This window comes from Streptomyces sp. Y2F8-2, from assembly GCF_014905555.1.
GTDB lineage: Bacteria > Actinomycetota > Actinomycetes > Streptomycetales > Streptomycetaceae > Streptomyces > Streptomyces cynarae.
The window spans coordinates 107,298-131,552 of sequence record NZ_BNGS01000012.1 but is presented as its reverse complement, the minus strand read 5'-3'; the positions used below and the strand labels follow the sequence as shown (position 1 = coordinate 131,552).

The window sequence follows — 24,255 nt, the reverse complement described above, 5'->3', positions numbered from 1 at the left end:
GCTCTCCAAGGCATTGGCGACGGTGTAGGCGATCCGGTGTTCGAGCAGAGGCTACTGATCGTCCGCCAACGGAGCGAGTAAAAACGGAAATTGACCGTCCGTTCCCGGTCACCACGTGGTGTTTCCGTGGAGAGCGGGGGCACGCGCCGCCGCCCGCGCCAAAGGGCCCACCCCCTCCGTGCGGTGCGGAGGGGGTGGACCGGTCGTGCGCGCCTGTGTCCCGTTCGTCCGGCTTGTGTGTCCACTCCCTTCCGCGTTCCGTCGCTGACTGGGTGAGGCGGTCGATCAACCTTGGGGAGGTGTGATCACTACTTCGGCGCGCCGACCGGCTTTCCGTCGGGCGAGACGGCGTACCAGGTGCCGCCCACACCCTGACCGTTGGTGTCTCCGGGGGCCTTGTCGCCGGAGAAGGTGTAGATGGGCCAGCAGTTGACGGTCATCTGCTTGGCGCCGTCGGGGCGGGTGAAGCCCATGAGGCCCTTCTTCTGGACGCCCTTGGTGTCGTCGGCCGAGACGGGGGCGACGACGGGCCACTTCTCCAGGCAGGCGCCGGTGCAGTTCGACACCGGCTCGGGCCAGGCCTTGTCCTTCAGGAAGCGGTAGACCGTCATGCCGTTCTTGTCGACGACGATCGGGCCGAGCTTGGGGTCGTTGCGGACCGACAGGCCGGGCAGGGCGGCGCCGGCCTTCTTGCCGGTGGGCGCGGTCGCGAACCAGGTGCCCTTGACTCCCTGGCCGTTGACGTCACCGGCCTTGGTGTCCTTGGCGTACCGGTACATCGGCCAGCCGGCGATGGTGAGCTGCTTGGTGCCGTCGGATCGGGTGACCTCCCCGAGCAGGGACGTGTCGATACCGGAGGCGACGGTGGCCCCTTCGGCGGGGACCGGCGGCCACGCCTTCGCGCAGTCGCCGTCGCAGGTGGACTTCGGCGGCTCGGCCGTGTCCTGGTCGAAGCGGTAGAGGGTGAAGCCGGCGCCGTCCGTGACGATCTTGCCGAGCTTCGCGTTGTCGACGACGGCGAGCTGACCCGCGGACTGCCCGCCCGCGGAGGCGGAGGCGCTCGGCGCGGCGGTGGAGTCGGCGCCGTAGCCGTTTCCGGGGAGGGAGGGGCTGGAACCCAGGCCGCCCGGGAAAGCGGTGGCCCCCACGTTCTGGCTGCCCGTCGACTGGGTGCCGCTCTGCGAACCGCACGCCGTCGTGAGCGCCAGCACGGCGGCAGCGGTCGCCACGAGGGAGGCGCTCCGCCAGGATGTCTTCATTCTCAACTCCCGCTGTCAGCTTCGGTGTTGCAGCGTCCTCTGTGCGCCGCTGTGTGGTCATGGGTACGGGCGGGAGTGCCCGGTGTGTTCAATCGGGCCGGGAATTTCTTTCCGGAACCTGTGACGCGCTTCCGGCCACCGCCCCGGCCCGCCCCCGGCACCCCTCGCACGGATGTGCCCAACTCGGCATGGAGCGGGCGTGGTTGCCCAAAACGCCTCGAAGGCGGATCTCCTTCCTTCGAGGCAATTCGCCGGGGCCCGGGCGTGCGGGGGCGCGGCGAAGCCGATGATCTCGGTCGTGCAACGACCCCAACGGCCCCGAACGGCCCTCGTCACCCGGGGGTTGGCCCTGGTGACGCTGGCGTGGTTCCTCGTGGGCGTTCCCGCCGGGGCGGCGTCGGCCGACGCGTGCGCGTACGCCTCGACCGGCCCGGGCGGCACGGAGGCGGTGGCGGTCGCGGGCGGCGACCTCTGGCCCACGCCGCCGTGCTCCGCACCGAGCCCGAGTCCCACGCCGCCACCCGGCCCCACGCCGACCCCGACTCCGACGCCCACCCCCAAGCCGCCGCCCGAGCCCCCGCCACCTCCGCGGCCGCATCCCACACCGAAGCCCGTGCCGCCGCCCCCGCCGCGCGCCCTTCCGCCGGCCCCGCGGCCGGTCCCGAGACCCGCCCCGACCCCCGTCCGCATCCCTCCGCCCGCACCGACGCCGTCGCCGACACCCCCGCCCGGGCCGAGCCCGCACCCCGCACCGACCCCGGTGCGCTATCCGGCCTACCACCCCGTGTCCCACCCGCGGCCGCCCCACGACGGGCCGTCGCCGCTCACGTTCACCCTGCTCATCGTCGCGCCCGCGGTGTTCGCCATCGCCGCGCTGCGTCCGCGCTGATCTCTGGAGGCACCTGTTGTCGGAATGGCTTGTTCTCACCCTCGCGATGGCGGCCGCGTGCGCCGTCGTGGTCGTGGTGACCCTGGTCCGGGCCCGTACGGCCGCCGTGGACGAGGACCCGTCCGAGACCCCGGACGTGATCGAGTACATGACGATGTGGATCGGCGTGGTGTACGCCATCGTGCTGGGCCTGGCCATCGCAGGGGTGTGGGAGGCCCGCAGCGCCGCCCAGGACCATGTGCAGGCCGAGGCGCAGGCGCTGCACGAGATCTCGCAGCGCGTCCGCGTCTATCCGGCCGACGTCCGCGACCGCGTCCGCGCCGACGTCAACGCGTATGTCGGCCATGTGGTCACCACCGAGTGGAAGGCCATGGCCGATCACGGCGAGGTGACCGCCCGCGGCCAGGAGCTGTTCCAGCGGATCCGTCAGGACGTCACCGACTACCACCCGAAGACGGACTACGAGGCGCAGGCGTACCAACCGCTCGTGGACCAGGTGACGGCGGCCGACGGGGCGCGCAACGCGCGCGCCGAGTCCACCGGCTCGACGATGCCGCCGGTGGTGTGGTTCGGGTTGATCGCGGGGGCGGTGGTCACCATCGGGATGGTGTTCGCGTTGCAGATCCGGCGCACGGCCCGCGAACTCCTCCTGGCGGGGCTCTTCTCGGCGCTGATCGCCTTCCTGCTCTTCCTGATCTGGGACTTCGACGCGCCCTACAGCCGGGGCGTCTCGGCCTCCTCGGAGCCGTTCCTGGCGCTGTTCCCACAGCTGCACGGCTGACGGGCCCCGTCCCCATACGGGGGCGGGCGGCCCCCGCCCTCCACGGCTCGGGCGGACCCACCGCGTCCTCAAGCGGGCGGCCACCCTCCGCGCCCGCCCCCCTTCACCGCCCCGCCTCCCCTGAGCGGCACATTCCCGTACCCCATTCGCTCTACTGGGATCGCGCCCGGCCGCCCCCTTTCTTAGCGTTTCGGGCAACGAGGTGCATTTCCTACGCAAGCGGAACAGGTCCGCGGCACGGCTCCTCGGAGACCTGGAGGCTCACCATGCGCGCGATTCGCCTCGCCTCGGCCGCAATGCTGGGCGTCAGTGCCCTGGCCCTCACGGCGTGTACGACGGCCGTCGCCCGAGGCGGGGAGGCCGGCGCGGGCCACTCGGGTTTCTCCTACAACCTGGAACCGGCCGCGGTCGCCCCCGGCGGGCGGGTCAACCTGCCGGTGCGGGGCTGCAACCAAGACGCCAAGGTCTTCTCGGGCGCCTTCGACGACGTCACCATCCCCCGCGGCCGGAACTCGGCCACGGTCACGGTCGGCCGGAACGCTCTGCCGGGCACCACGTTCGACGTGCTGTTCCAGTGCGGCCACCAGGCCGGCCACCGACAGCTCGTCATGACCGCCGGGCGCAACGACCGCGACGAGGAGTCGCAGGACGAGGGCTCGGGCCGTGAGAACGGACGGGGCGAGGCGGAGCGGCCACAGCACGGCGTGCACGCCGGTGAGGGTGGCAGCATCGGCGGCTTCGACCTGAAGAAGACCGGCCTCGGTGCCGCCCTCGTCCTGGTCTCGGTCGGCGCGGCCTGGCAGCTTACGCGCCGCCGTGGCCGCGGCAGCACCTCCTGACCGTCACAGCGTGAACGGCGCGCCGAGACGGCGGCGCCGGGAGGGGATGGCGAATGTCTGCTTCCGGGCCGGCCGAAGGAGGAGAGAGCGGGCACCAGCGCAAACGCGCCCCGTGGGGCGTGATCGCGCTGGTGCTGCTGACGGGTCTCGCCCTGGTGCGGAACGGTTCGGGCGAGTCCCCTGTGGGCCCGCCCCAGCCCGCGAAGGCGGCAGCCCCGGCCCCCGACTCCCGCTCGGGCCCCGGCTCGGCCTCGGGCTCGGGGTCGGGGTCGGGCTCGGGGGCCGGCGTCTCGGAGACGCCCGATCCGCTGCCGTACTCCGCGGTCGAACGTGTCCACATCCCGGCGCTCCAGATCGACGCCCCCGTCATACCCGTGGGCCTGGACACGTCCGGCTGGGTGGCCGCCCCGCCGCCCGAGGATCCGAACCTGGCGGGCTGGTTCACCGGCGCTGTCTCACCCGGTGAGAAGGGCACCGCCGTGATCGTCGGCCATGTCGACAACCGTGAGGGGCCGGCCGTCTTCTACGGGCTCGGTGCACTGGGCAAGGGCCATCACATCGAAGTCCGGCGCCAGGACGGCAGGACCGCCGTGTTCGAGGTCTACGGCAACGAGGTGGTCGACAAGGCCCACTTCCCGGGTGACCACGTCTACGGGAACAAGGGGGCGCCGGAACTGCGGGTCATCACCTGCGGGGGAGAGTTCGTCGACGGGAACTACGCGGGGAACGTGGTGGTGTTCGCCCGGATGGTGGCCGTGCGCTGAGCGGGGGCCGGCCGGGACCGGCGCACCTGCCCGGCAGGGTGTTCGGGTCGACCGCCTCCTCGGCACGGTGAGGTGGTGGCCGGCGTCCAGCAGGACCGGCGGATGGTCGCGAAGTGCCGCCGCGATCTGTGAGCGGTCGCCGCCGGCGTCGTGCGAGAGGACGACGACGCCGGGGGCGACGCCGCCCTCCAGTCCCCGGCCGCAGCGGACCGGACCTGCAGATTCCGATAGCCTCGCCCATGTGACGGAACAGCACTCGCACCAGTTCGAGCGGGGCACGGACGGGCCCAAGGTCATCCTCGTCGGGGTGGACGGCTCCGACTCGTCGCTGCGGGCCGCGGCCTACGCCGGCGGTCTCGCCCGGCGGCAGCACGCGCTGCTCGCGGTCGTGTACGTGCAGCCGGTGATGGCGGCCGGGGCGGCGCTCGGGGTTCCGGTGGCGGAGACGACCGACGAGATCGCCGAGGAACTGGTCGCCCAGATCCGTGAGGCCGCCGAGCGGGTGAAGGGCATATTCGACGTGCGCTGGGAGTTCCACACCTTCCGCGGCGACCCGTACAACGGCCTGGTCAAGGCCGCCGAGGAGCTGAAGGCGGACGCCGTCGTGGTCGGCGCGTCGGAGCAGGCCGGCCACCGCATCGTCGGCTCGGTGGCGATCCGCCTGGTGAAGGCGGGCCGCTGGCCCGTAACAGTCGTACCGTAGGGACGTCGCCGTCTTCCCTCCCCGGCGCAGCTGCGCCATCATGATCCGGCCAGTGCATTGCCGTCCGCGAAGAGGTCCGCGAAGAGGTGAGGCTCATGGCCGGACTCCGTAAGGGCGAGGGAATTCTCCGCCGCAAACCCATCGAGCACATCGACGAGACGGAGGTCGGCGAGGGCACCCGGCTCGAGCGCTCGCTCGGCCTGTGGCAGCTGACGGCGATCGGCGTCGGCGGGATCATCGGCGCCGGCATCTTCACCCTCGCCGGCACGGTCGCGAACGGCACCGCCGGACCCGCGGTCCTGGTGTCGTTCCTGATCGCGGGCCTGGCGAGCGCGACCGCCGCCCTGTCGTACGCCGAGTTCGCCGGGCTCATCCCGAAGGCGGGATCGGCCTACACGTACGGCTACGCGGTGCTCGGCGAGTACGCCGGCTGGTTCATCGGCTGGGACCTGCTGCTGGAGTACACGGCGATCGTGGCGGTGGTCGCCATCGGCATCTCCGGCTACTTCGGCTTCCTCGTCGGCGAGATGGGCGCGCACCTGCCGGCGTGGATGCTGGGAGCGCCGGGCACGGGCGCCGGACACCGGGTGGACCTGTTCGCGCTCGTGCTGTGCCTGCTGATCGCGTACCTGCTGAACCTCGGCATCCGCAACGCGGCCCGTTTCGAGACGTTCGTCGTGGCGCTGAAGATCCTCGTCGTGCTGCTGGTGATCGGTGTCGGCGTCTTCCACATCGACAGCGGCAACTACCACCCGTTCTTCCCCTACGGCGTCGGCGGCGCGTTCACGGGTGCGGCGACCGTGTTCTTCGCGGTCTTCGGCTACGACGCCATGTCGACGGCCGCGGAGGAGTCCAAGGACGCGCAGCGCCACATGCCGAAGGCGATCGTCTACTCGCTGGCGATCTCGATGGTGCTGTACGTGGCGGCCTGCCTGGTCCTGACGGGCATGCAGAAGTACCAGCACATCGACAAGGAGAGCGGCTTCTCCAGCGCGTTCAAGGCGGTCGGTCTCAGCGGGCTCGCGGACGTGATCGCGGTCGGGGCCGTCATCGGCATCCTCACCGTCATGTTCACGTTCATGCTGGGCGTCACCCGGGTGTGGTTCTCCATGTCGCGTGACGGACTGCTGCCCTCGTGGTTCGCCAAGACACATCCCACGCGTCACGTCCCGACCCGTGTGACATGGATCGTCGGGATCGCCTCGGCCCTCATCGCCGGGTTCCTGCCGATCGCCCAGGTGGCCGAACTGACCAACATCGGCATCCTGTTGGCGTTCGTCGTGGTGTGCACGGCGGTGATCGTGCTGCGCTACCGGCAGCCGGACCTGCCGCGCACCTTCCGCACGCCGTGGATGCCGTTCCTCCCCGCGGTGGGCGTGGTCTTCTCGCTCTGGCTGATCACGTTCCTGCGGTGGGAGACATGGGTGCGGTTCGCCGTGTGGTTCCTGATCGGCCAGATCGTGTACTTCGGTTACTCCTACCGGCGCTCCGAGCTGGCCAAGACCCCGCCGACCCCCTGATCAGACCCCCTGATCCGACCCCCTGGCCCGACACCCGGAAGCCCGGCGCGCCTCTCCGGTCGACCGCTCACCGCACCGTTCACCGACGAACAGCGACCGCCCACCGCACCGCGCCGTCCCGGCCCTGTCCCGGCGGGCGAAGGCGGGTTGCCATACGCCCATGACGGCCGGAAGCACCACCCCCACCACCGGGACGACCGCCGAGCACGAGCTGGCCGAGTTGCAGCGCGAGCACGGCCGTCCCCTCTTCGCGCTGCTGCTCAGGCTCTCGGACGGTGACCGTCAGCGCGCCGAGGACCTGTTGCAGGAGACGTTCGTACGCGCCTGGCAACACCCCGAAGCGCTGCGCGCGCCCGATTTCGACTCCGTGCGCCCCTGGCTGCTCACCGTCGGCCGGCGGCTCGCCATCGACGCCAAGCGGGCGCGTCAGGCCCGTCCCGCCGAGGTCGGGGACGCCGTCCCGGAGAACGCCCGCGTGATGGCCGACCACGCCGAACGGGCCGCCGCGACGCTCGACGTACGGCGGGCTGTGAAGACACTCACTCCCGAGCACAGGGAAGTCCTGGTGCAGGTGTACTTCCACGGGGCGAGTGTGGCGGAGGCCGCCCGAACCCTGGGGATTCCGCCCGGTACTGTGAAGTCCCGTGCGTACTACGCCCTGCGCGCCCTGCGCCGGGTCCTTCCGGGATACGCGGCGGACCTGCGGTGAAACCGAAGCCAGAGTCAAGCCTTCGCAAAGCGCCTTGCTGCGGACCATGGTTGAGCAATGGGCTTGCCTCATCCGTGTTGCGGACTGGGGCCCGAGTCTCGGGCGACGCGCACGCACCGGAGGAAGGCAGGAAGGGATGTTGCACAGAGGCCACGAGAGCACGGACGGCACCGACGGCGGTGAACTGACCGTTCCCATGGCATGGCTGTACGCCGAGTACATCGCGGACGAGCTGCTGCGGACCGGCGACCTGATGCCGCCGACGTCCTTCGAGTTCCGCGCCGGGCGCGACGCGCTGGCGTTGACGATCTTCCTGTCCGACACGGGTGGCGAGCTCTCCCGCATCCGCGTCGTCTCGCAACTGGAGACCTGGCTCTCGCTGACGGCGTACGACCAGCCCTGGCAGGACTGGGTGTGCGAGCGGATGGCGGAGCTGTCCGCGGAAGCGGCCCGGTCGGGCGGCCCGGCGCCGGACCTGGAGCTGGCCACGGCGGCCTGGCGCTGGCTGGAGGAGACCGAGCTGCTCGCCCCCGATCTGGACGCGGTGCCCGGCGGCGGCCCGGTGGTCGGCGAGGACGACGGCCCCAAGGTGTGGACGCCGGCCTGGCAGCTGGGACTCCCCCTGGGACATCTCGCCATCCATCTCTTCTGAAGAAGTTTTCCGGGACGACCAATCCGCCGGCCCGGCGGCTCCGAATGCCTTTCTTGGCCGCGATTCGGTAACGGCCTTGAGTGATTCGGCCGCCTGGTCCGTACCGGTGGGCAACAGCAGCACCACCCCCACCCCGCCCCCCGGCCTGAGGATTTGGTATGAGGTCCCTGGAACGCCACCGCGACGTCGGCGCCTACGCGCTGGGCGTGCTGGACGAGGCGGAAGCCTTCCGCTTCGAGGACCACCTCATGGAGTGCCCGACGTGCGCGGCGCACGTGACGGAGTTCCGCCCCGCCGCGCGTCAGTTGATGCTCTACCGGAGGGCGACCCCGCGGTCCGTGCACCCCTTCGCGGCGCCCGGGCCCCGGCTGCTTGAGCGGCTGCTCGACGAGGTGGCGACCAAGCACCGCAGCGGGCGCAGGCGGTGGCTGTACGCGGTCGCGGCGGCCGTGGTGTTCGCGGTCGGAGGGCCGACGACGGCGCTGGTCGCCGGGCACGGCTCGACGTCCACCACCGCGACGGCCATGACCGCGACCGACCCGGACACGGGCGTATGGGCGCGGATCACCGCGCACGACGAGGTCTGGGGCAGCCAGATCGACGTGACGGTCAAGGACCGGTCGGGGCCGCATCCCTGCCGGCTCGTCGCGGTCGGCAAGGACGGTTCGGAGCAGACGGTGGCGAGCTGGATGGATCCCGCGGAGGACGGTGAGCCGACCACGCTCCAGGGCGGCACGGGGATGCGGTCGGACCAGATCGACCACTTCGATGTGCGCACCAGGGACGGACAGCGCCTGGTCACGCTGAAGGCCCCCTGACGGGCGCCGCCCCCCTCTGCTCGAGCAGCCGGGAGAGTCTGCCTACTTGAGCAGCCGGGACAGTCTGCGGTCCGCCAGTGGCTTGCCGCCCGTCTGGCAGGTCGGGCAGTACTGCAGCGAGGAGTCGCTGAAGGAGACCTCACGGATGGTGTCGCCGCAGACCGGACAGGGCTCGCCGGTGCGGCCGTGGACCCGGAGTCCGGTCTTCTTCTCCGTCTTCAGACGTCCGGCGGCCACGCCGCGCGAACGCTCGACCGCCTCGGTCAGCGTCGTGCGCAGTGCGTCGTACAGGCGGTGCACATCCTCCGGCGACAGCGACGAGGCCAGCTTGAACGGGGACATCCGGGCGGCGTGCAGGATCTCGTCGCTGTAGGCGTTGCCGATGCCCGCGATCAGGCTCTGGTCGCGCAGCGCGCCCTTGATCTGACGCCGCTCCCCCGCGAGGAGCTCGGCGAGGCGCTGCTCGCCGAAGCCGTCGGCCAGCGGGTCCGGACCCAGGCGGGCGATGCCCGGCACCTGGAGCGGATCGCCGACGACGTACACCGCCAGCCGCTTCTGGGTGCCCGCCTCCGTCAGGTCGAAGCCCTCCCCGGTCTCCAGCGCGACCCGCAGCGCGAGCGGGCCCTTGCCGGGGCGGGGCACGCCGTCGGGCAGGCGGTCCTTCCACTGGAGCCAGCCGGCCCGGGCCAGGTGTGTCACGAAGTGCAGTCCGCCGGCGTCCAGGTCCAGGAACTTGCCGTACCGGGCTACGGCGGTGACCTCGCGGCCCTCGAGGGCGGTGACCGGTGGGTCGTACGTCTTCAGGACGCTGATCGCGACGGGCAGCACCCGGACCACCTCGTGGCCGACGAGACGGTCGGCGAGGAAGTCCCTGAGTGCTTCGACCTCGGGCAGTTCCGGCATGTGTCCAGGGTGCCACCCGCCACCGACGTCGCCACCCGTCGCGCCCGTCAGCCGCGTTCCTGGACCGTGAACTCGCCCCAGACGACCTTGCCGCCGCCGCGGGCCTCCACGCCCCACATGTCGGCGAGCCGGTCGACGAGCAGCAGGCCCCGGCCGGAGACCTCCGACTCGCCCGCGTCGCGGCGGCGGGGCAGGGCGCTGGAGGCGTCCTCGACCTCGACGCGGAAGCGGCGGGCGTGGCCGGTGAGGACCCGCAGGGTGACGACGGCGGTGCCTTCGGTGTGCACGAGGACGTTGGTGATCAGCTCGTCGGCGACCAGTTCGATCTCGTCGGAGCGCTCGCCGGCACCCCATGCGCGGACGGCGGCGCGGATCATGTGCCGGGCGGCGGTGAGGGCTTCCGGGTCACCGGGCGGGACGTGCCGGCGGAGGCGGTCGCCGGACCGCTGGGTGAGCCCCCGGCGCCGCAGGAGCAGCAGGGCCACGTCGTCGTCGCCGCCCCGCTCCTCGGCCACGTCGATGAGCCGGTCGGCGAGGTCGCACACATCGTCCGGGCCGGCGCAGACCAGCTCCTGAAGGGTGTGCACGCCCTCGTCGAGGTCGGCGCCCGGCTCTTCGATCAGGCCGTCGGTGCACAGCACCAGGGTCTGGCCGGGGTCCAGCTCCACCGTGGTGACCGGGTACTCCAGGCGGTCGAACTCGGCGGACAGCCCGAGCGGCAGACCGCCCTCGACGGGCAACCGCCGGCAGGTGCCCTCGGACAGCCTGAGCAGCGGGTCGATATGGCCGGCGCGGACCAGCTGCACCACTCCGGTGGCCAGGTCGGCCTCGGCGTACAGGCAGGTCGCGAAGCGTTCGGTGTCGAGTTCCTTGAGGAACACGGAGGCACGGGCCATCACGGTGGCGGGCGGGTGGCCCTCGGCGGCGTAGGCGCGCAGGACGATGCGCAGCTGACCCATGACGGCGGCCGCGTGGGTGTCGTGGCCCTGTACGTCACCGATGACGGCGCCGGCCCGGTCCCCGGGCAACGGGATCAGGTCGTACCAGTCGCCGCCGATGTCCCGGCCGAGGGCCGCCGAGCGGTAGCGGACGGCGACGTCGGCGCCGGGCACGCTGGGGATGGAGCGCGGCAGCATCGCCTGCTGGAGGCCCTGGGCGAGGTCCTTCTCCTGTTCGTAGAGCATGGCGCGTTGCAGGCTCTGCGCGATGCAGCTGCCGAGCGCGACGAGGACGTTGCGGTCGTCGGGGGTGAAGCCGCGCCGGTCGTCGTAGAGCAGGCCCATGGCGCCGATGGGGCGGGCCTGCGCGACGAGCGGCAGATAGGCGGCGGAGGTGATGCGCAGGTCCGTCAGGTGCGGCCACAGGACGGGGTAGCGCTCGGCGAACTCCTCCGGCGACTCGATGAACCGCGGGCGGAGGGTCCGTACCACCTCGCTCATCGGATAGGCATCGTCGACGCGCGTGACCCGGGTGCCGGGCACCGAGCTGCCCTCGGGGCCCTCGGCGACGATCCGGATGCGGCCCGCCTCCACCAGGCCCATGACGAGGCTGGCCGCACCCAGGTGGGTGAGGCCGTGGCTGTCCTTGAGGACGTCGATGACGTCCTGGACGGTGCGGGCGTGGGCGAGCGCGGCGGTGGTGGACTCGACGATGCTCGTCTGCCGGCGCAGCGCCTCGTCCTGGGCCAGCTGTTCCCTGCGGGCCAGGCCGTCGCGCAGCTCCTGGGTGGCGTCGCGCACGATGCCGATGATCCTGCGGGGGCGGCCCGTCTCGTCGCGCCGGATGTAGCCCTGGGTGTGGGTCCAGCGCAGGGTGCCGTCGCGGCAGCGGACGCGGAAGTAGGTGCCGTAGTTCTCGCTGCCGTCCTTGATGGCCCGGGCCACCAGGGCGTCGACGCGGCGGCCCTCGGACGGTGGAACGCGCGACCGCAGGCTCTCGGGGCGGCCGTCGTAGTCCTCGGGGCGTATGTCGAAGATCTCGTGGGCCCGGGCGTCCATGTGGAACAGCCCGGTGTCCAGGTCCCAGTCGAAGCTGCCCATGAGGTTGAGCACCAGGATCGGATCCGGGTGGGCGGGCCAGTCCTCCGGGAGTGGCAGAGTGCTCCCTCCCCGATCAACCATGGGGCCACCATGCCAGGGATTGCCGGATTCTTCGACTTCTGCCGACCAGGTCGCCCAGGGCCCCGGCCCGGCGGTCCCCGGCCCGGCGGTCCCCGGCCCGGCGGTCCCCGGGCCGGCGGTCCCCGGGCCGGCGGTCCGGTGCGGCCGTGTGGGCCGGGCCGCCGTCGTCGGGTTACGCAGGCCGAGCCGAGGTGTACACGGAGTGACGGGCTGACCGGTTCGGCCGGGGGTACCGGGTCACACTGGAGGGAGAGGAGCGGTTGCCGTGGACTGGTTCGTCGCACCGGAGTACTGGCTGAGCCGACTGGTCTTCCAGCGGGCCCTGGCGGTGGTGTACCTCGTCGCCTTCCTGACCGCCGCGCTGCAGTTCCGGGCGCTGATCGGGGAGCGCGGCATGCTGCCGGTGCCGCGGTACGTCGCCCGGGTGCCGTTCAGACTGGCGCCCAGCGTCTTCCACTTCCACTACTCGGACCGCTTCTTCGCCGCCTGGTCGTGGGCGGGGTGCGCGGTGTCGGCGGCGCTGGTCGCGGGGGCCGACTCGCTGGTGCCGTTGTGGGCGGGGATGGTGCTGTGGCTGATCCCGTGGCTGCTGTACCTGTCGATCGTCAACGTCGGCCAGACCTGGTACTCCTTCGGCTGGGAGTCGCTGCTGCTGGAGGTCGGCTTCCTGGCGGTGTTCCTGGGCAACGACGAGGTGGCGCCGCCGATCGTGGTGCTGTTCCTGTTGCGCTGGATCCTGTTCCGCCTGGAGTTCGGCGCCGGGCTGATCAAGATGCGCGGGGACGCCTGCTGGCGGAAGCTGACCTGCCTGGACTACCACCACGAGACGCAGCCGATGCCGGGCCCGCTGAGCTGGTTCTTCCACCATCTGCCGAAGCCGCTGCACCGGGTGGAGGTGGCGGCCAACCACGTCACCCAACTGGTCGTCCCGGTCCTGCTGTTCACCCCGCAGCCGGTCGCGACGGCCGCCGCGTCCCTGATGATCGTGACGCAGCTGTGGCTGGTCCTCTCGGGCAACTTCTCCTGGCTGAACTGGATCACGATCGTACTGGGCCTGTCGGCGGTCCTGTTCCCCACCACTGCCCCGAAGGTCTCCGCTGCTCCCCTGTGGTACGAGGTCCTGGTCCTGGCGGTCGGCGCGGGCCTGCTCGCCCTCAGCTACCAGCCGGTACGCAACATGATCTCCCGCGGCCAGATCATGAACCGCTCCTTCGACCCGCTGCACCTGGTCAACACCTACGGCGCGTTCGGCAGCGTCAGCCGGATCCGGTACGAGGTGGTGGTGGAGGGCACGGCGGACGACGTGCCGCGGGAGGACTCCGAGTGGCGGGAGTACGAGTTCAAGGGCAAACCGGGCGATCCACGGCACTGGCCGCGCCAGTTCGCCCCGTACCACCTGCGGCTCGACTGGCTGATGTGGTTCGCGGCGCTGTCCCCCGCGTACGCGGGGTCCTGGTTCGGCGGCCTGGTGGAACGTCTCCTGGAGAACGATCGCGACACCCTGAAGCTCCTGCGCCGCTCCCCCTTCCCCCCGGACGAGCCGCCGCGCTACATCCGGGCGCGCCTCTTCCACTACCGGTACACGACGTGGCGTGAACTGCGGGAGACGGGGGCCTGCTGGCACCGCATCTACGTCCGCGAGTTCATGCCACCGACCCGGCTGGCCGCGCCGGTGACTCAAAGGCGGTAGACGCGGGTGGCGGTGTCCTCGAAGATCTGGTGGCGCTCGTCGTCGCGGAGGCCCTGCGTCAGCACCGCCGCTGTGTCCGACACGTCCGCGTACGACGCCGCCAGCGTGCACACGGGCCAGTCCGAGCCGAACATCAGCCGGGACGGGCCGAAGGCGTCCAGGACCGTGTCGGTGCAGGGGCGCAGGTCCTCCACCCGCCAGGTCTTCCAGTCCGCCTCCGTCACCATGCCCGACAGTTTGCAGACCGTGTTCGGCAGAGCGGCGAGGGCGCGGATGCGGGACGCCCACGGCTCCAGGGTTCCGGAGGCGATCGGGGGTTTGCCCAAGTGGTCCAGGACGAAGGTGAGTGCGGGGAGCGACTGAGCCGCCTTGACGCACGCCGGGAGCTGGTGGGGCAGCACCAGCAGGTCGTAGACCAGGCCCGCGTCCGCGACGGCGGCGAGGCCTCGGCGTACGTCGGGGCGCAGCAGCCACTCGGGGTCCGCCTCGCCCTGGACCTGGTGGCGGATGCCGCGCAGATACGAGCCCCCGGGCAGCTCCCGCAGGCGGGCCAGCGTGTCCGCCACGTCGGGGCTCGTCAGGTCCGTCCAGCCGACGACGCCCGCGACGATCTCGTTCCGATCCGCCAGGGCCAGGAACTCCGGCGTCTCCTCGGCCACGGTGACCGTCTGCACCAGTACGGTGCGGTCCACGCCGACCGGGCGGGCCAGACGTTCCAGGTCCGCGATCGTGAAGCTGCGGCGGATCGGCTCGAGTTCCGGGCCCCTGATCCAGTCCTGGTCGCGGACGGAGAGGTCCCACACGTGGTGGTGCGCGTCCACGGTCACGGCAGCTCCCAGACCACCGGCAGGCCCGCGTCCGCACCCTCGGCCGAGTAGTCGTGCACCACGTCGAGCAGCTCCGCCATCCGTGCGTGCCAGGCGACGTTGACGGGCAGCTTCTCCAGCTCGGCCGGCAGACGCCCGTAGTCCCCGCACTCCAGCACGTGGAACAGGTCGGTCCCTCCCCCGAGCTCTCGGCTTCGCTCGAGCAGGGGGTACCCCCATCGCCAGATGGTCCAGGAGGTCGTTGCGGCGGCACGGATCGTGTCCGTGAGCTCCTTCGGCACCTCCCGGTGGGCGGCCTCGTACTCCTCGACGCGGTCGGCTCGGACCTTGGTGTGCAGGGCTACTCTCATCACGGCTCCTCAGTGGGCACGGGGGCGTGCGGGGGCAGGAGGCCGGCTTCTCTCAGCTCCTGCCAGAATCCGGCCGGTACGGTCGCCGCGAACTGCTCGGCGCAGTCGCGTACCTCGGCCGCCGAACGGGCGCCCACCAGTACGCTCGCCACGGCCGGGTGCGCGGAGCAGAACGCCAGGGCCGCGGCCCGCAGCGTGGTGCCGTGGCGTTCCGCCAGCGCCTTCAGGCGCAGAGCGCGGCCGAGCAGTTCCTCGGGGGCGGTCGCGTAGTTGAACGTGGCGCCCGGCCGCGGGTCGGCCAGCAGGCCGGAGTTGAAGGCGCCGCCGACGACGACCGACACCCCGCGTTCGGCCGCCGAGGGCAGCAGCCCGGTCAGGGCGCGCTGGTCGAGCAGGGTGTACCGGCCCGCGCACAGCACCACGTCCACGTCCGTCTCGCGCACGAACCGGGTCAGCATCTCGGCCTGGTTCATGCCCGCGCCGATCGCCCCCACCAGGCCCTCGGAGCGCAGTTTCTCCAGCGCCGGGTAGCCCTCGCGGAACGCCTGTTCGGCGTGGTCGTCCGGGTCGTGCAGGTAGACCACGTCGACCCGGTCCAGGCCGAGCCGTTCGAGGCTTGCTTCGAGACAGCGTCGTACGCCGTCCGCGCTGAAGTCCCAGACGCGGCGGTGGGTGGCGGGGACCGCGAAGCCGTTCGCGAGGTCGTCGCCGCCCTCGTCCGTGGGCTCAAGCAGGCGGCCCACCTTGGTGGAGACCGTGTACGCGGTGCGGGGGTGCTCGCGCAGGGCCGCGCCGAGGCGGCGTTCGGACAGGCCGAGGCCGTAGTGCGGGGCGGTGTCGAAGTAGCGGATCCCGCCGTGCCAGGCGGCTTGGACCGCGTCGTACGCCTGCTCCTCGCTCACCTCGCTGTAGAGGTTGCCGATGCCGGCGGCGCCGAAGGCCAGCGGGGTCACCTCGACTCCGCTCCCGCCGAGCGCGCTCACCGGCCCACCGGCCGCAGCCTGAGGCCCTGCATGCCGCCGTCCACGGCGAGCGCCGTGCCCGTGGTCGCGCCGGACAGGGGGCTCGCCAAGTAGGCGATGGCGCCCGCCACTTCGGTGGCCGTGACCAGCCGGCCGGTGGGCTGGCGGGCCTCCAGTGCCGCCCGTTCGGCGGCCGGGTCCGGGGCCGCGTCGAGGAGGCGGCCGACCCACGGCGTGTCGACCGTGCCGGGGTTGACGCAGTTGACGCGGATGCCCTCGCGGACGTGGTCGGCGGCCATGGCGAGGGTCAGCGAGTACACGGCACCCTTGCTGGCGCTGTACAGGGCCCGCTGCGGCAGGCCCGCCGTGGCGGCGATGGAGCACGTGTTGACGATCGCCGCGTGGGCGGACTTCCTCAGGTGCGGCAGCGCCGCTCGGGTCGTCCGGACGATGCCGAGCACGTTGACGTCCAACACCCGCCGCCACTGCTCGTCGTCGTTGTCCTCCACCGTGCCCTGGGCGCCGATGCCCGCGTTGTTGACCAGCACGTCCAGACCGCCGAGGCCGGCGACGGCGGCGGCGACGGCGGTCCGTACGGACGCGTCGTCGCCGACGTCCGCCCGGTGGGCGAGCAGCGGCTTCTCGACCTGCGAGGGGTCGAGGTCCAGGACGGCCACCTGGGCCCCGCGCTCCGCCAGCAGCTCCGCGGTGGCCCGCCCGATGCCGGAGGCCCCGCCGGTCACCAGGGCCCTGAGGCCCTCGAAGTCGCTCATGCGGCGTGCCCCTTCTTGCCCTCGATGTCGGCGGCCCAGAAGGCGCCGCCGGGGAACGTGTACTCCGCGATGGACTCGGGCCGCATCGCGGCGGAGAAGCCCGGCGTGGCGGGTGCCGTGTAGTGACCCTCCCGGATCACCACCGGGTCGAGGAAGTGCTCGTGCAGGTGGTCCACGTACTCGATCATCCGGTCCTCGGTCGTCCCGGAGAGCGCGACGAAGTCGAACATCGACAGGTGCTGGACCAGCTCGCACAGCCCGACGCCGCCCGCGTGCGGGCACACCGGCACCCCGAACTTGACCGCCAGCAGCAGGATCGCGAGGTTCTCGTTGACGCCGCCGACGCGGGCCGCGTCGATCTGGAGCACGTCGATCGCCCCGGCCTGGAGGAGCTGTTTGAAGATGATGCGGTTCTGCACGTGTTCGCCGGTGGCGACCCTCACCGGGGCCACGGCCCTGCGGATCGCCGCGTGGCCCAGGATGTCGTCGGGGCTGGTCGGCTCCTCGATCCAGTACGGGTCGAACTCGGCGAGCGCCTTGGTCCAGGTGATCGCCTCGTCCACGTCCCAGCGTTGGTTGGCGTCGATGGCGATCCGCACGTCCGGGCCGACGACGGAGCGGGCGACCCGGCAGCGGCGTACGTCGTCGGCGAGGTCCGCGCCGACCTTCAGTTTGATCTGCCGGAAGCCGTCGGCGACGGCCTGCGCGGCGAGTCGGGTGAGCTTGTCGTCGGAGTAACCGAGCCAGCCGGCGGAGGTGGTGTAGGCGGGGTAGCCCCGGGCCAGCAGGTGGGCGGTGCGCTCGTCGGCGCCCTGCTTGCCGCGCCGCAGCAGCTCCAGCGCCTCCTCGGGGGTGAGCGCGTCGGTGATGTGGCGGAAGTCGATCTGACGGACCAGCCACTCGGGGTCGGCCTCGGCGAGCAGCCTCCACAGCGGCTTGCCGGCGCGCTGGGCGGCCAGGTCCCAGACGGCGTTGACGACCGCGCCGATCGCCATGTGCATCACGCCCTTCTCCGGGCCCAGCCAGCGGAGCTGGCTGTCGCCGATCAGGGCGTGGAACACCGAGCCGGGGTCGGCGCACACCTCGTCCAGGCTCCGTCCGACCACGTGTCCGCGCAGCGCCTCGATCGCGGCGACCTGCACCTCGTTGCCCCGTCCGATGGTGAACGTGAGCCCGTGCCCCTCCAGGCCGTCGCCGGCGTCCGTGCGCAGCACCAGGTAGGCGGCCGAGTAGTCGGGGTCGGGGTTCATCGCGTCGGAGCCGTCGAGCTCGCGCGAGGTGGGGAAACGGATGTCGAAGGTGTCGATCCCTGTGATTCGGGCGGCAGTTGGGGACACGGGAGGCCTTTCGGTCCGGGACACAAGGTCGTACACGAGGGCGTACGTCGTACGGCGCTTTACGACAACGAAGCGGGTCAGTCCTGGGCACGGCCCGTCGTCACGCGGGCTATCACCAGGGCGACGAGGATGATTCCGCCGTAGATGGCCTGGATCCAGAACGACGGCACCTGGGCGAAGGTGAGCAGGTTCTGCACGACACCCAGGAGGAGCACACCGGTGAGGGCGCCGAGCATGGTGCCCTTGCCGCCGTCCAGGCTGATGCCGCCGATGACGGCCGCCGCGAACACCGTGAAGATCATGTTCTGGCCCTGGTTGGCGCTGATCGCGCCGACGTACCCGGTCTGCATGATCCCGCCGACGGAGGCGAGGAGGCCCGCGACCACGAAGACGCCGAGCATCACCCGCTCGACGCGGATACCGGCCGCGCGGGCCGCGTCCGCGTTGCCGCCGATCGGTAGTCGCACGCCTTCTCGCCGTACGCGACGTTGTCGGCGCGCACCACCATCGCGACCTTGCCCTTGTCGGGCGCCACGTCGACGGCCACCACGGGGACGCCCTTGCGTTCCGCCTGGTCGAGGCCCGCCTCGATGGCGGCGCTGTCCAGCGGGGCGACGACCAGGCCCTTGACGCCCTGGTTGAGCTCGTTGTTGATGTCGGTGATCTGCTGCGAGGGGTCGCTGTTGGAGTTGACGGTCTTGAGGGCGTCGACACCCTCGGACTTCGCCATCTTGGGCACGTAGTCGTTGTACGACTGCCAGAACGGCGAGGTCAGCAGGGGCAGGATCACCCCTACCTTGCCGGTGCCGTCGCCCCCGGCCCTCGCGGCGCCGGTGTCCTTGGTGCTCGCCGCATGCGGCGAGCAGGAGCGAGGCGCCGACGGCGAGGGCCGCCGCGCCGACGACCCGGGGCCTGTTCCGCTTCGTCAGTGTTCTGCCGGGCATCTGGCAGCTCCTCGTTGAGCGTGTTCGAGCAGATGCCCGCATACTTATCAGACCAATCCCCCGCCAGAACAGCCCTCGACGTACGTTTTCGCACCATCGGGCCGTAGTGGTCCGACCACCTTGGTGGTTAGACTGCGGCGCACCCGGTGACTGGAGAAGTGGCGTGGACGAGACAGCCCCGTACAAGGGCACCGTGACGCAGCGCGCCATCGAGCAGATCAAGGCGATGATCGCCGAGGGCCGGCTCGAGCCGGGCCAGCGCCTGCCGACGGAACGCGACCTCGCGGCACAGCTCGGGATCTCGCGCAGTTCGATGCGGGAGGCGATCCGCGCGCTCACGGTCCTCGGCGTGCTGGAGGCCCGGCACGGCTCGGGCATCTACGTCACCCGACTGGAGGCCGGGGACCTGTTGGAGACCTTCGGCGTGGTGGCCGATCTCTCGCGCGGGCAGCGCCTGGTGGAACTGCTGGAGGTGCGCCGGGTCCTGGAGTCGACGGCGACGGCGCTGGCGGCCGCCCGTATCACGGACGACCAACTCGCCGAGGTGGAGAAGCACTTGGCGGCGATGAACGCGACGGACGACCCGGAGGAGATCCTCGCGCACGACCTCGCCTTCCACCGGGAGATCGCTGTCGCGGCGGGCAACGAGACGATGGCGGCGATCCTGGAGGGCCTGTCCTCACGAACGTTCCGCGCCCGTGTGTGGCGCGGCTATGAGGAAGAGGGCGCCTTCGCACGCACCCGCCGCGAGCACGCGGCGATCCACCGCGCCCTGGCCGCGCGCGACCCGGAGGCGGCCAGGGCGGCGGCCGCCGCGCACGTCGGCGAGGTGGAGGAGTGGCTGCGCAGCCAGCTGCCCTCCTGAACGGCGGCTTTCCGGCAACGCCGGCTACCGGCGCGGCTCCGGCGGCTCGTTGTCCAGTGCCAGATCGGTCTCGACGTCGTAGCCGACCGGGCCATGACCCACTGTGGGGTGCGCCATGTCGGCCCCCAGGTCGAAGCCGGCGTCTTCCACCGCACGCTCCAGCTCTTCCTCCTCGCGACGCCGGGCGGCGTCCCTGTGGTGCTCGTTCATCCGTTGGACAAGACCCCGGACGCCGTGGTGGTGGTCCTCGGGGGCATCGGCTTCGCTCATGGCCCCCATGCTCGGCGCGCGCACGGCGTCCCGGCAACGGCCTGCGGACGGCGAGCGGTGAACTCTGCACGCTCAGGACAGGATTGTGCAGTCCTGGGCCACTGCCCCTGCCCGGAATCTGCGAGAAAGACAGCACGCACAGGGAAGGAGCGCACGTGGCCGACGCAGCGATGGGTGACGAGGTCTACCAGCCGGACGGTTCCGAGGTGCAGGACGACGCCGGACTGCTGGACGCGTCCGACACCCTGGACTACCGGGCCGGTGACCAGGCGCTGGACGAGGGGTACTCTCCCCCGGAGCGGCCCTGGGGCGTGCTGCACACCGGCGTCACCGCGGCGGAGCGGCAGCGGGGGGAGAGTCTGGACGAGCGCCTCGCCGAGGAGGTACCGGACATCGGTGTCCTGGACGGCGACGGCATCGGGGACGCCTGGGACACGGACGGCGAGCTCGTCGACGACGAGGTCGGCGATGTGCGCGCCGGACGGCTGCTCGCGCCCGACGAGGGCAGTCACGAGAACACCGAGTCCGATCTGGTCGCTTCCGACGTCGGGCTGGACGGCGCCGGCGCGTCGGCCGAGGAGGCCGCGATGCATGTGGTCCCCGACTCCGACACCTACTGACGCACGGAGGAGCCCGGGTCGCCTACTTGAGCGGGGCGAAGACGCGCTGGGCCGCGACCGCGGCACCGCCCCGGGCCCACTCCTCGAAGGGCAGCGGCCTGACCACGAGATCGCAGTCCGCGGCGGCGCCGAAGGCGTGATCGGCGAAGGTCTGCCGGATCTGGTCGGCGAACAGGTCGTAGGACGCCACGCCCTCACCGGAGATGATGATCCGTTCCGGGCCGATGAGGTTGGCGACCGAGGCCAGCGCCAGGCCCATGGCATGTCCGGCGCGGGCGAAGACGGCCCGGACGGCGGGGTCGCCGGCATGGGCGAGCCGGACCGCCTTCTCCATCGTCAACTCCGGGTCACCGGTGGCCTGGCGGGCCTGCTCGGTGATCGCGTGGGTGGAGGCGACCGCTTCGACGCAGCCGGTGTTGCCGCAGGTGCAGGTGCGGTCGGTGCCGCCCACCGGGAGGTGGCCGATCTCGCCCGCCACGCCGTGCGCCCCCGAGACCACGCGGCCGCCGATGGAGAGACCGGCGCCGATGCCGGCCCCGACGGTGACCACGGCGAACGACGACAGGCCGGCGCCGGCGCCGAACCACTGCTCGGCCACGGTCAGGGCACGGACGTCGTTCTCGATGACCGTCGGAGTGCCGGTGGCCGACTCGACCAGCTGAGCCAGCGGTACCCGGCGCCAGTTCAGGAAGGGTGAGTACTGCACGGTGCCGGTCTGGCCGTCCACGTCGCCGGAAATGGCGACCCCGATGCTGTGGATCCCCTCAGACCCCGCTGCGCCTGCCGCCGCCCGCAGCCGGTCCACCAGGCGGGCGATCGCCACCACCACGGTGCCCACATCCCGCGAGCCGAGAGCGGCCCGCCGGGACGCCAGCGGCTGAGCGGTCAGGTCGGCCAGCACGCCGATGAGTTCGTCCCCGGTGACCTTCACGCCGATGAACCGGGCACGTTCGGCCCGGACCGCGATCAGCGTCGCCGGACGGCCGTTGGCCCGCTCCACGGTGGGTCGGCCCACCTCGGCGATCCACCCGTCGTCGATCAGCGGAGTGGCCACCTTGGTGACGGCTCCCGGTGACAGCCCGGTCCGCCGCCCGACCTCGGCACGGCTCAGCGGGCCGTGCTGGAGCAGGGTCTGGAAGACCAGGGCGGCAGCGGGGGGCTGGTCGGCGAGGCTCATGGAGCGACCATACCTTTCCCAAGGAAACTAAATCAACGGGCCTGCTCATCCCGCCTGTGCACCCTCTACGCCTACCTGAGGTGCAACGGGGCACAGCGGCCTCGGACTTCCTTCCGATGACATCGGATTTCTATGAGGCAACTATGTTGACGCTGGAAGGAAACCGTGGCTACATTCGCCGCACTCCTCGTCGGAGCGGCCGGGACGGATCCGCGCCGGGGAGGGGCGTGGCCACACATTCCCCGCTGGTCCTCAGTTGTTCTCCCCTCGGTGGCGCTCCGGGACGACCACCACCGAGGGAGCTCCCACCACCCTCGATCCTCAGGCGGAAGACCGCTTGCGCTCGCGCCGAGATGGAGTACATCCATGGCTCGTCCAGCTCGACCCGTACGCCTCAGAACACTCACCTGTGCCACCGCGCTCGCGGTGGCCCTCGCCGCGCCCACCGCGTGGGCCACCACCCCGTCAGGTTCTTCCGGCACCCAGGCCTCCGAAACGACGACCGCCTCGGCCGTGGCCGCCAAGCCGTACATGGGCTACAGCACTTGGAGCCTCGAATCCACCAACTTCCCCGGCTACGGCGGGGAGAAGTGGCTCACCGAGTCCCATGTGCTTCAGCAGGCCGACGTCCTGGCCTCGAAGCTGAAGTCCCACGGCTACGAGTACGTCAACGTGGACGCCGGCTGGAACGTCGACAACGGCAAGAACGTCGCGGACGACTACGCCCGCCCGACCGCCGACCTGAAGAAGTTCCCGCACGGCATGAAGTACGTCGGGGACTACCTGCACCGCAAGGGGCTGAAGTTCGGTCTCTACCTCGCGGTCGGCCTCTACATGGACTACTACAACGACGGCAGGACGCCGATCCACAACGCGCCCGGCTGCACCACCAAGGACATCGTCTACCCGGACCTGCGCAAGACCAGCGGCTGGGACAACGTCTCCTACCAGCTGAACTTCGCCAGCCCCTGCACCACCCAGTACATCCAGTCCGTCGCCGACGAACTGGCCGGCTGGGGCGTGGACTTCCTCAAGATCGACGGAGTCGGCCCCGGTTCCTTCCAGGGCGACGACGCGCACGACAACGTCCCCGACATCCAGGCGTGGCACACCGCGCTGCAGAACACCGGCCGCCCCATCCAGTTCGTCCTGTCCTGGTCACTCAGCCACAACCAGGCCGACGTGTGGAAGGCCAACTCCAACGGGTGGCGGGTCGACACGGACGTCGAGTGCTACTGCGACACGCTGGTGACCTGGAACAACTCGGTCAAGCAGCGCTGGAACGACGTCGTCCAGTGGATACCCGACGCCGGTCCGGGCCACTGGAACAACCTCGACTCCCTCGACGTGGGCGTCGGCGCCATGGACGGCATCAACGATGTCGAGCGGCAGAGCTACATGACGCTGTGGGCCATCGAGTCCGCGCCGCTGTACATCGGTGACGACCTCACCAAGCTCGACTCCTACGGTCTGAAGCTGCTCACCAACGACGAGGTCATCGCGGTCGACCAGGCGGGCCACCCGGCCAAGCCGGTCAGCCAGGACACGCCCCAGCAGGTCTGGTACGCCCGCAACCCGGACGGCAGTTACACCGTGGCGCTGTTCAACCTCGGCAGCGGCTATGCGGACGTGACCGCGAACTGGAGCGACCTGGGCATCAGCGGCAAGGCCGCGGTCCGCGACCTGTGGAGCCACAAGAACCTGGGTTCGGTCGGCGGTTCCTTCACCGCCGACCTGCCGCCGCACGGCTCACGTCTGCTGCGTCTGACCCCGAGCAGCACCGGCACCCACCCCGGCGTCCCGCTCGCCGTGCACGGCACCGCGTCCACCGCCACCAGCGTCTCGCTCGCCTGGGACGCGGTGAACTCCGGTACCGCCACGACGGGTTACGACGTCTACGCGAACGGGACGAAGGCCGCCACCGTCACCGGCACCTCCGCCACCGTGAGCGGTCTGAGCGCGGCCACCGGCTACTCCTTCACCGTGGTCGCCCACGACGCCAGGGGCCGCGTCTCCGCACCGAGCAAGGCCGTGGCCGTCACCACGCCGGCGGCCGGCGGACCGGTCTCGTACGAGGCCGAGGCACCGGGCAACACCCTCAGCGGCAACGCGAGCGTCGCGGACTGTTCCGCGTGCTCCGGAGGCAAGAAGGTCGGCAACCTCGGCTACAGCGGATCGGTCGCCATCACCGATGTGACCGCGCCCAAGGACGGCACGTACCTGATGAAGCTCGACTACACCGACGGCTCCTCCGGCCGCACGGTCGTCGTCACCGCCGGCGGGACGTCCTTCCAGCTGCCGCTGCCCGGTACCAACGACAACAACTGGGGCCACCCGCAGTCGATCACCGTGCCGGTTCAGCTCAAGGCGGGCACGAACACGATCAGCTTCGGCAACCCCTCGGACTACGTGTCCGACCTGGACCGGATCACCCTCTGATCGTGTCCTGATCACCGTCTGATCCCCGTCCTCCGTCCGTCGGC

Annotated in this window: 23 protein-coding genes and 3 pseudogenes; 13 read left to right on the top strand and 13 right to left on the bottom strand. The window is 71.3% G+C overall.

The genetic code is table 11. The features are described from left to right. Positions 1 to 308: 308 nt before the first annotated feature. Complete coding sequence (locus tag SY2F82_RS32970; protein ID WP_200421860.1) at positions 309 to 1,259, bottom strand: SCO0930 family lipoprotein; 951 nt, start codon at positions 1,257 to 1,259, stop codon at positions 309 to 311. Positions 1,260 to 1,557: 298 nt separating this feature from the next. Here SY2F82_RS32970 and SY2F82_RS32965 point away from each other — a divergent pair, with 298 nt between their 5' ends. From SY2F82_RS32965 to SY2F82_RS32950, 4 genes are all read left to right on the top strand, one after another. Beyond that, complete coding sequence (locus SY2F82_RS32965; protein WP_236041831.1) at positions 1,558 to 2,148, top strand: hypothetical protein; 591 nt, start codon at positions 1,558 to 1,560, stop codon at positions 2,146 to 2,148. Positions 2,149 to 2,164: 16 nt separating this feature from the next. Next, positions 2,165 to 2,929 carry a DUF4239 domain-containing protein gene (locus SY2F82_RS32960; protein ID WP_200421862.1) on the top strand — a complete coding sequence of 255 codons (765 nt, stop codon included), beginning with the start codon at positions 2,165 to 2,167 and terminating at the stop codon, positions 2,927 to 2,929. 266 nt (positions 2,930 to 3,195) lie between these two features. After that, the gene (locus SY2F82_RS32955; protein ID WP_200421863.1) at positions 3,196 to 3,768 is read left to right on the top strand and encodes a hypothetical protein; all 573 of its coding nucleotides are present in this window, start codon (positions 3,196 to 3,198) and stop codon (positions 3,766 to 3,768) included. A 53-nt stretch (positions 3,769 to 3,821) separates the two neighbouring features. Next, positions 3,822 to 4,532, top strand: a complete 711-nt coding sequence (locus SY2F82_RS32950; RefSeq protein ID WP_200421864.1) for a class F sortase — start codon at positions 3,822 to 3,824, stop codon at positions 4,530 to 4,532. Between the two features lie 48 nt (positions 4,533 to 4,580). On the opposite strand, the pseudogene SY2F82_RS39270 reads toward SY2F82_RS32950, so the two are convergent. Then, positions 4,581 to 4,724 (bottom strand): annotated as a pseudogene (locus SY2F82_RS39270) (polysaccharide deacetylase family protein); the annotation flags it as partial. Between the two features lie 49 nt (positions 4,725 to 4,773). Here SY2F82_RS39270 and SY2F82_RS32945 point away from each other — a divergent pair. The 5 genes from SY2F82_RS32945 to SY2F82_RS32925 all read left to right on the top strand — a co-directional run bounded on the left by SY2F82_RS32945 (position 4,774) and on the right by SY2F82_RS32925 (position 8,934). Continuing rightward, complete coding sequence (locus SY2F82_RS32945) at positions 4,774 to 5,235, top strand: universal stress protein (protein ID WP_200421865.1); 462 nt, start codon at positions 4,774 to 4,776, stop codon at positions 5,233 to 5,235. A 95-nt stretch (positions 5,236 to 5,330) separates the two neighbouring features. Further along, positions 5,331 to 6,755, top strand: coding sequence for an amino acid permease (locus SY2F82_RS32940; protein WP_200421866.1), 1,425 nt, complete (start codon positions 5,331 to 5,333; stop codon positions 6,753 to 6,755). A gap of 160 nt (positions 6,756 to 6,915) precedes the next feature. Then, positions 6,916 to 7,464 carry a sigma-70 family RNA polymerase sigma factor gene (locus tag SY2F82_RS32935; RefSeq protein ID WP_200421867.1) on the top strand — a complete coding sequence of 183 codons (549 nt, stop codon included), beginning with the start codon at positions 6,916 to 6,918 and terminating at the stop codon, positions 7,462 to 7,464. 136 nt (positions 7,465 to 7,600) lie between these two features. After that, positions 7,601 to 8,116 (top strand): hypothetical protein, encoded by a 516-nt coding sequence (locus SY2F82_RS32930; protein WP_200421868.1) that lies wholly within the window; start codon positions 7,601 to 7,603, stop codon positions 8,114 to 8,116. A 158-nt stretch (positions 8,117 to 8,274) separates the two neighbouring features. Next, positions 8,275 to 8,934 carry a zf-HC2 domain-containing protein gene (locus tag SY2F82_RS32925; protein ID WP_200421869.1) on the top strand — a complete coding sequence of 220 codons (660 nt, stop codon included), beginning with the start codon at positions 8,275 to 8,277 and terminating at the stop codon, positions 8,932 to 8,934. A 42-nt stretch (positions 8,935 to 8,976) separates the two neighbouring features. On the opposite strand, the gene SY2F82_RS32920 is transcribed toward SY2F82_RS32925, so the two are convergent. Then, a complete protein-coding gene (locus SY2F82_RS32920) occupies positions 8,977 to 9,837 on the bottom strand; it encodes an Fpg/Nei family DNA glycosylase (protein ID WP_200421870.1) in 861 nt (286 codons plus the stop codon). Between the two features lie 47 nt (positions 9,838 to 9,884). Further along, positions 9,885 to 11,957, bottom strand: a complete 2,073-nt coding sequence (locus SY2F82_RS32915; RefSeq protein ID WP_200421871.1) for a SpoIIE family protein phosphatase — start codon at positions 11,955 to 11,957, stop codon at positions 9,885 to 9,887. Positions 11,958 to 12,222: 265 nt separating this feature from the next. On the opposite strand from SY2F82_RS32915, the gene SY2F82_RS32910 reads away from it, so the two are divergent. Further along, on the top strand, positions 12,223 to 13,647 hold the full coding sequence (locus tag SY2F82_RS32910; protein ID WP_200421872.1) for a lipase maturation factor family protein: 1,425 nt from the start codon (positions 12,223 to 12,225) through the stop codon (positions 13,645 to 13,647). Here the strand turns inward: SY2F82_RS32910 and SY2F82_RS32905 are convergent. The 7 genes and pseudogenes from SY2F82_RS32905 to SY2F82_RS32875 form a co-directional block, all read right to left on the bottom strand. Continuing rightward, positions 13,635 to 14,474 (bottom strand): amidohydrolase, encoded by an 840-nt coding sequence (locus SY2F82_RS32905; protein WP_200421873.1) that lies wholly within the window; start codon positions 14,472 to 14,474, stop codon positions 13,635 to 13,637. The genes SY2F82_RS32910 and SY2F82_RS32905 overlap by 13 nt on opposite strands. Next, a complete protein-coding gene (locus SY2F82_RS32900; RefSeq protein ID WP_200421874.1) occupies positions 14,471 to 14,824 on the bottom strand; it encodes an L-rhamnose mutarotase in 354 nt (117 codons plus the stop codon). The genes SY2F82_RS32905 and SY2F82_RS32900 overlap by 4 nt, the downstream gene beginning before the upstream one ends. Continuing rightward, the gene (locus SY2F82_RS32895) at positions 14,824 to 15,807 is read right to left on the bottom strand and encodes an aldo/keto reductase (protein WP_200421875.1); all 984 of its coding nucleotides are present in this window, start codon (positions 15,805 to 15,807) and stop codon (positions 14,824 to 14,826) included. The genes SY2F82_RS32900 and SY2F82_RS32895 overlap by 1 nt, the downstream gene beginning before the upstream one ends. Further along, positions 15,804 to 16,559: an SDR family NAD(P)-dependent oxidoreductase gene (locus SY2F82_RS32890; RefSeq protein WP_200421876.1), complete on the bottom strand. Its 756-nt coding sequence runs from the start codon at positions 16,557 to 16,559 to the stop codon at positions 15,804 to 15,806. The genes SY2F82_RS32895 and SY2F82_RS32890 overlap by 4 nt, the downstream gene beginning before the upstream one ends. Then, a complete protein-coding gene (locus tag SY2F82_RS32885; RefSeq protein WP_200421877.1) occupies positions 16,556 to 17,896 on the bottom strand; it encodes an L-fuconate dehydratase in 1,341 nt (446 codons plus the stop codon). Before SY2F82_RS32885 ends, SY2F82_RS32890 begins: the two co-directional genes overlap by 4 nt. A gap of 77 nt (positions 17,897 to 17,973) precedes the next feature. Then, positions 17,974 to 18,351, bottom strand: a pseudogene (locus tag SY2F82_RS32880) (ABC transporter permease); the annotation flags it as partial. A gap of 2 nt (positions 18,352 to 18,353) precedes the next feature. Then, a pseudogene (locus SY2F82_RS32875) lies at positions 18,354 to 18,840 on the bottom strand (substrate-binding domain-containing protein); the annotation flags it as partial. A gap of 163 nt (positions 18,841 to 19,003) precedes the next feature. Between SY2F82_RS32875 and SY2F82_RS32870 the strand changes: the two are divergent. Then, entirely contained in the window at positions 19,004 to 19,705 is a 702-nt protein-coding gene (locus SY2F82_RS32870) for a FadR/GntR family transcriptional regulator (protein WP_200421878.1), read from the top strand. A 24-nt stretch (positions 19,706 to 19,729) separates the two neighbouring features. Here SY2F82_RS32870 and SY2F82_RS32865 read toward each other — a convergent pair whose 3' ends face one another. Further along, positions 19,730 to 19,975 carry a hypothetical protein gene (locus tag SY2F82_RS32865; protein ID WP_200421879.1) on the bottom strand — a complete coding sequence of 82 codons (246 nt, stop codon included), beginning with the start codon at positions 19,973 to 19,975 and terminating at the stop codon, positions 19,730 to 19,732. Positions 19,976 to 20,145: 170 nt separating this feature from the next. Here SY2F82_RS32865 and SY2F82_RS32860 point away from each other — a divergent pair, with 170 nt between their 5' ends. Next, positions 20,146 to 20,595, top strand: coding sequence for a DUF5709 domain-containing protein (locus tag SY2F82_RS32860; protein ID WP_200422144.1), 450 nt, complete (start codon positions 20,146 to 20,148; stop codon positions 20,593 to 20,595). 22 nt (positions 20,596 to 20,617) lie between these two features. Here SY2F82_RS32860 and SY2F82_RS32855 read toward each other — a convergent pair whose 3' ends face one another. Further along, entirely contained in the window at positions 20,618 to 21,772 is a 1,155-nt protein-coding gene (locus SY2F82_RS32855; RefSeq protein WP_200421880.1) for an ROK family transcriptional regulator, read from the bottom strand. A gap of 366 nt (positions 21,773 to 22,138) precedes the next feature. Between SY2F82_RS32855 and SY2F82_RS32850 the strand changes: the two genes are divergently transcribed. Continuing rightward, on the top strand, positions 22,139 to 24,211 hold the full coding sequence (locus tag SY2F82_RS32850; RefSeq protein WP_200421881.1) for a fibronectin type III domain-containing protein: 2,073 nt from the start codon (positions 22,139 to 22,141) through the stop codon (positions 24,209 to 24,211). Positions 24,212 to 24,255: the final 44 nt, after the last annotated feature.

Coding starts and splice junctions, on each gene's coding strand:
- SY2F82_RS32970 (WP_200421860.1), bottom strand. CDS start 1,259: ATGAAGACATCCTGGCGGAGCGCCTCCCTCGTGGCGACCGCTGCCGCC.
- SY2F82_RS32955 (WP_200421863.1), top strand. CDS start 3,196: ATGCGCGCGATTCGCCTCGCCTCGGCCGCAATGCTGGGCGTCAGTGCC.
- SY2F82_RS32950 (WP_200421864.1), top strand. CDS start 3,822: ATGTCTGCTTCCGGGCCGGCCGAAGGAGGAGAGAGCGGGCACCAGCGC.
- SY2F82_RS32940 (WP_200421866.1), top strand. CDS start 5,331: ATGGCCGGACTCCGTAAGGGCGAGGGAATTCTCCGCCGCAAACCCATC.
- SY2F82_RS32935 (WP_200421867.1), top strand. CDS start 6,916: ATGACGGCCGGAAGCACCACCCCCACCACCGGGACGACCGCCGAGCAC.
- SY2F82_RS32930 (WP_200421868.1), top strand. CDS start 7,601: ATGTTGCACAGAGGCCACGAGAGCACGGACGGCACCGACGGCGGTGAA.
- SY2F82_RS32925 (WP_200421869.1), top strand. CDS start 8,275: ATGAGGTCCCTGGAACGCCACCGCGACGTCGGCGCCTACGCGCTGGGC.
- SY2F82_RS32920 (WP_200421870.1), bottom strand. CDS start 9,837: ATGCCGGAACTGCCCGAGGTCGAAGCACTCAGGGACTTCCTCGCCGAC.
- SY2F82_RS32915 (WP_200421871.1), bottom strand. CDS start 11,957: ATGGTTGATCGGGGAGGGAGCACTCTGCCACTCCCGGAGGACTGGCCC.
- SY2F82_RS32900 (WP_200421874.1), bottom strand. CDS start 14,824: ATGAGAGTAGCCCTGCACACCAAGGTCCGAGCCGACCGCGTCGAGGAG.
- SY2F82_RS32890 (WP_200421876.1), bottom strand. CDS start 16,559: ATGAGCGACTTCGAGGGCCTCAGGGCCCTGGTGACCGGCGGGGCCTCC.
- SY2F82_RS32865 (WP_200421879.1), bottom strand. CDS start 19,975: ATGAGCGAAGCCGATGCCCCCGAGGACCACCACCACGGCGTCCGGGGT.
- SY2F82_RS32860 (WP_200422144.1), top strand. CDS start 20,146: ATGGGTGACGAGGTCTACCAGCCGGACGGTTCCGAGGTGCAGGACGAC.
- SY2F82_RS32855 (WP_200421880.1), bottom strand. CDS start 21,772: ATGAGCCTCGCCGACCAGCCCCCCGCTGCCGCCCTGGTCTTCCAGACC.
- SY2F82_RS32850 (WP_200421881.1), top strand. CDS start 22,139: ATGGCTCGTCCAGCTCGACCCGTACGCCTCAGAACACTCACCTGTGCC.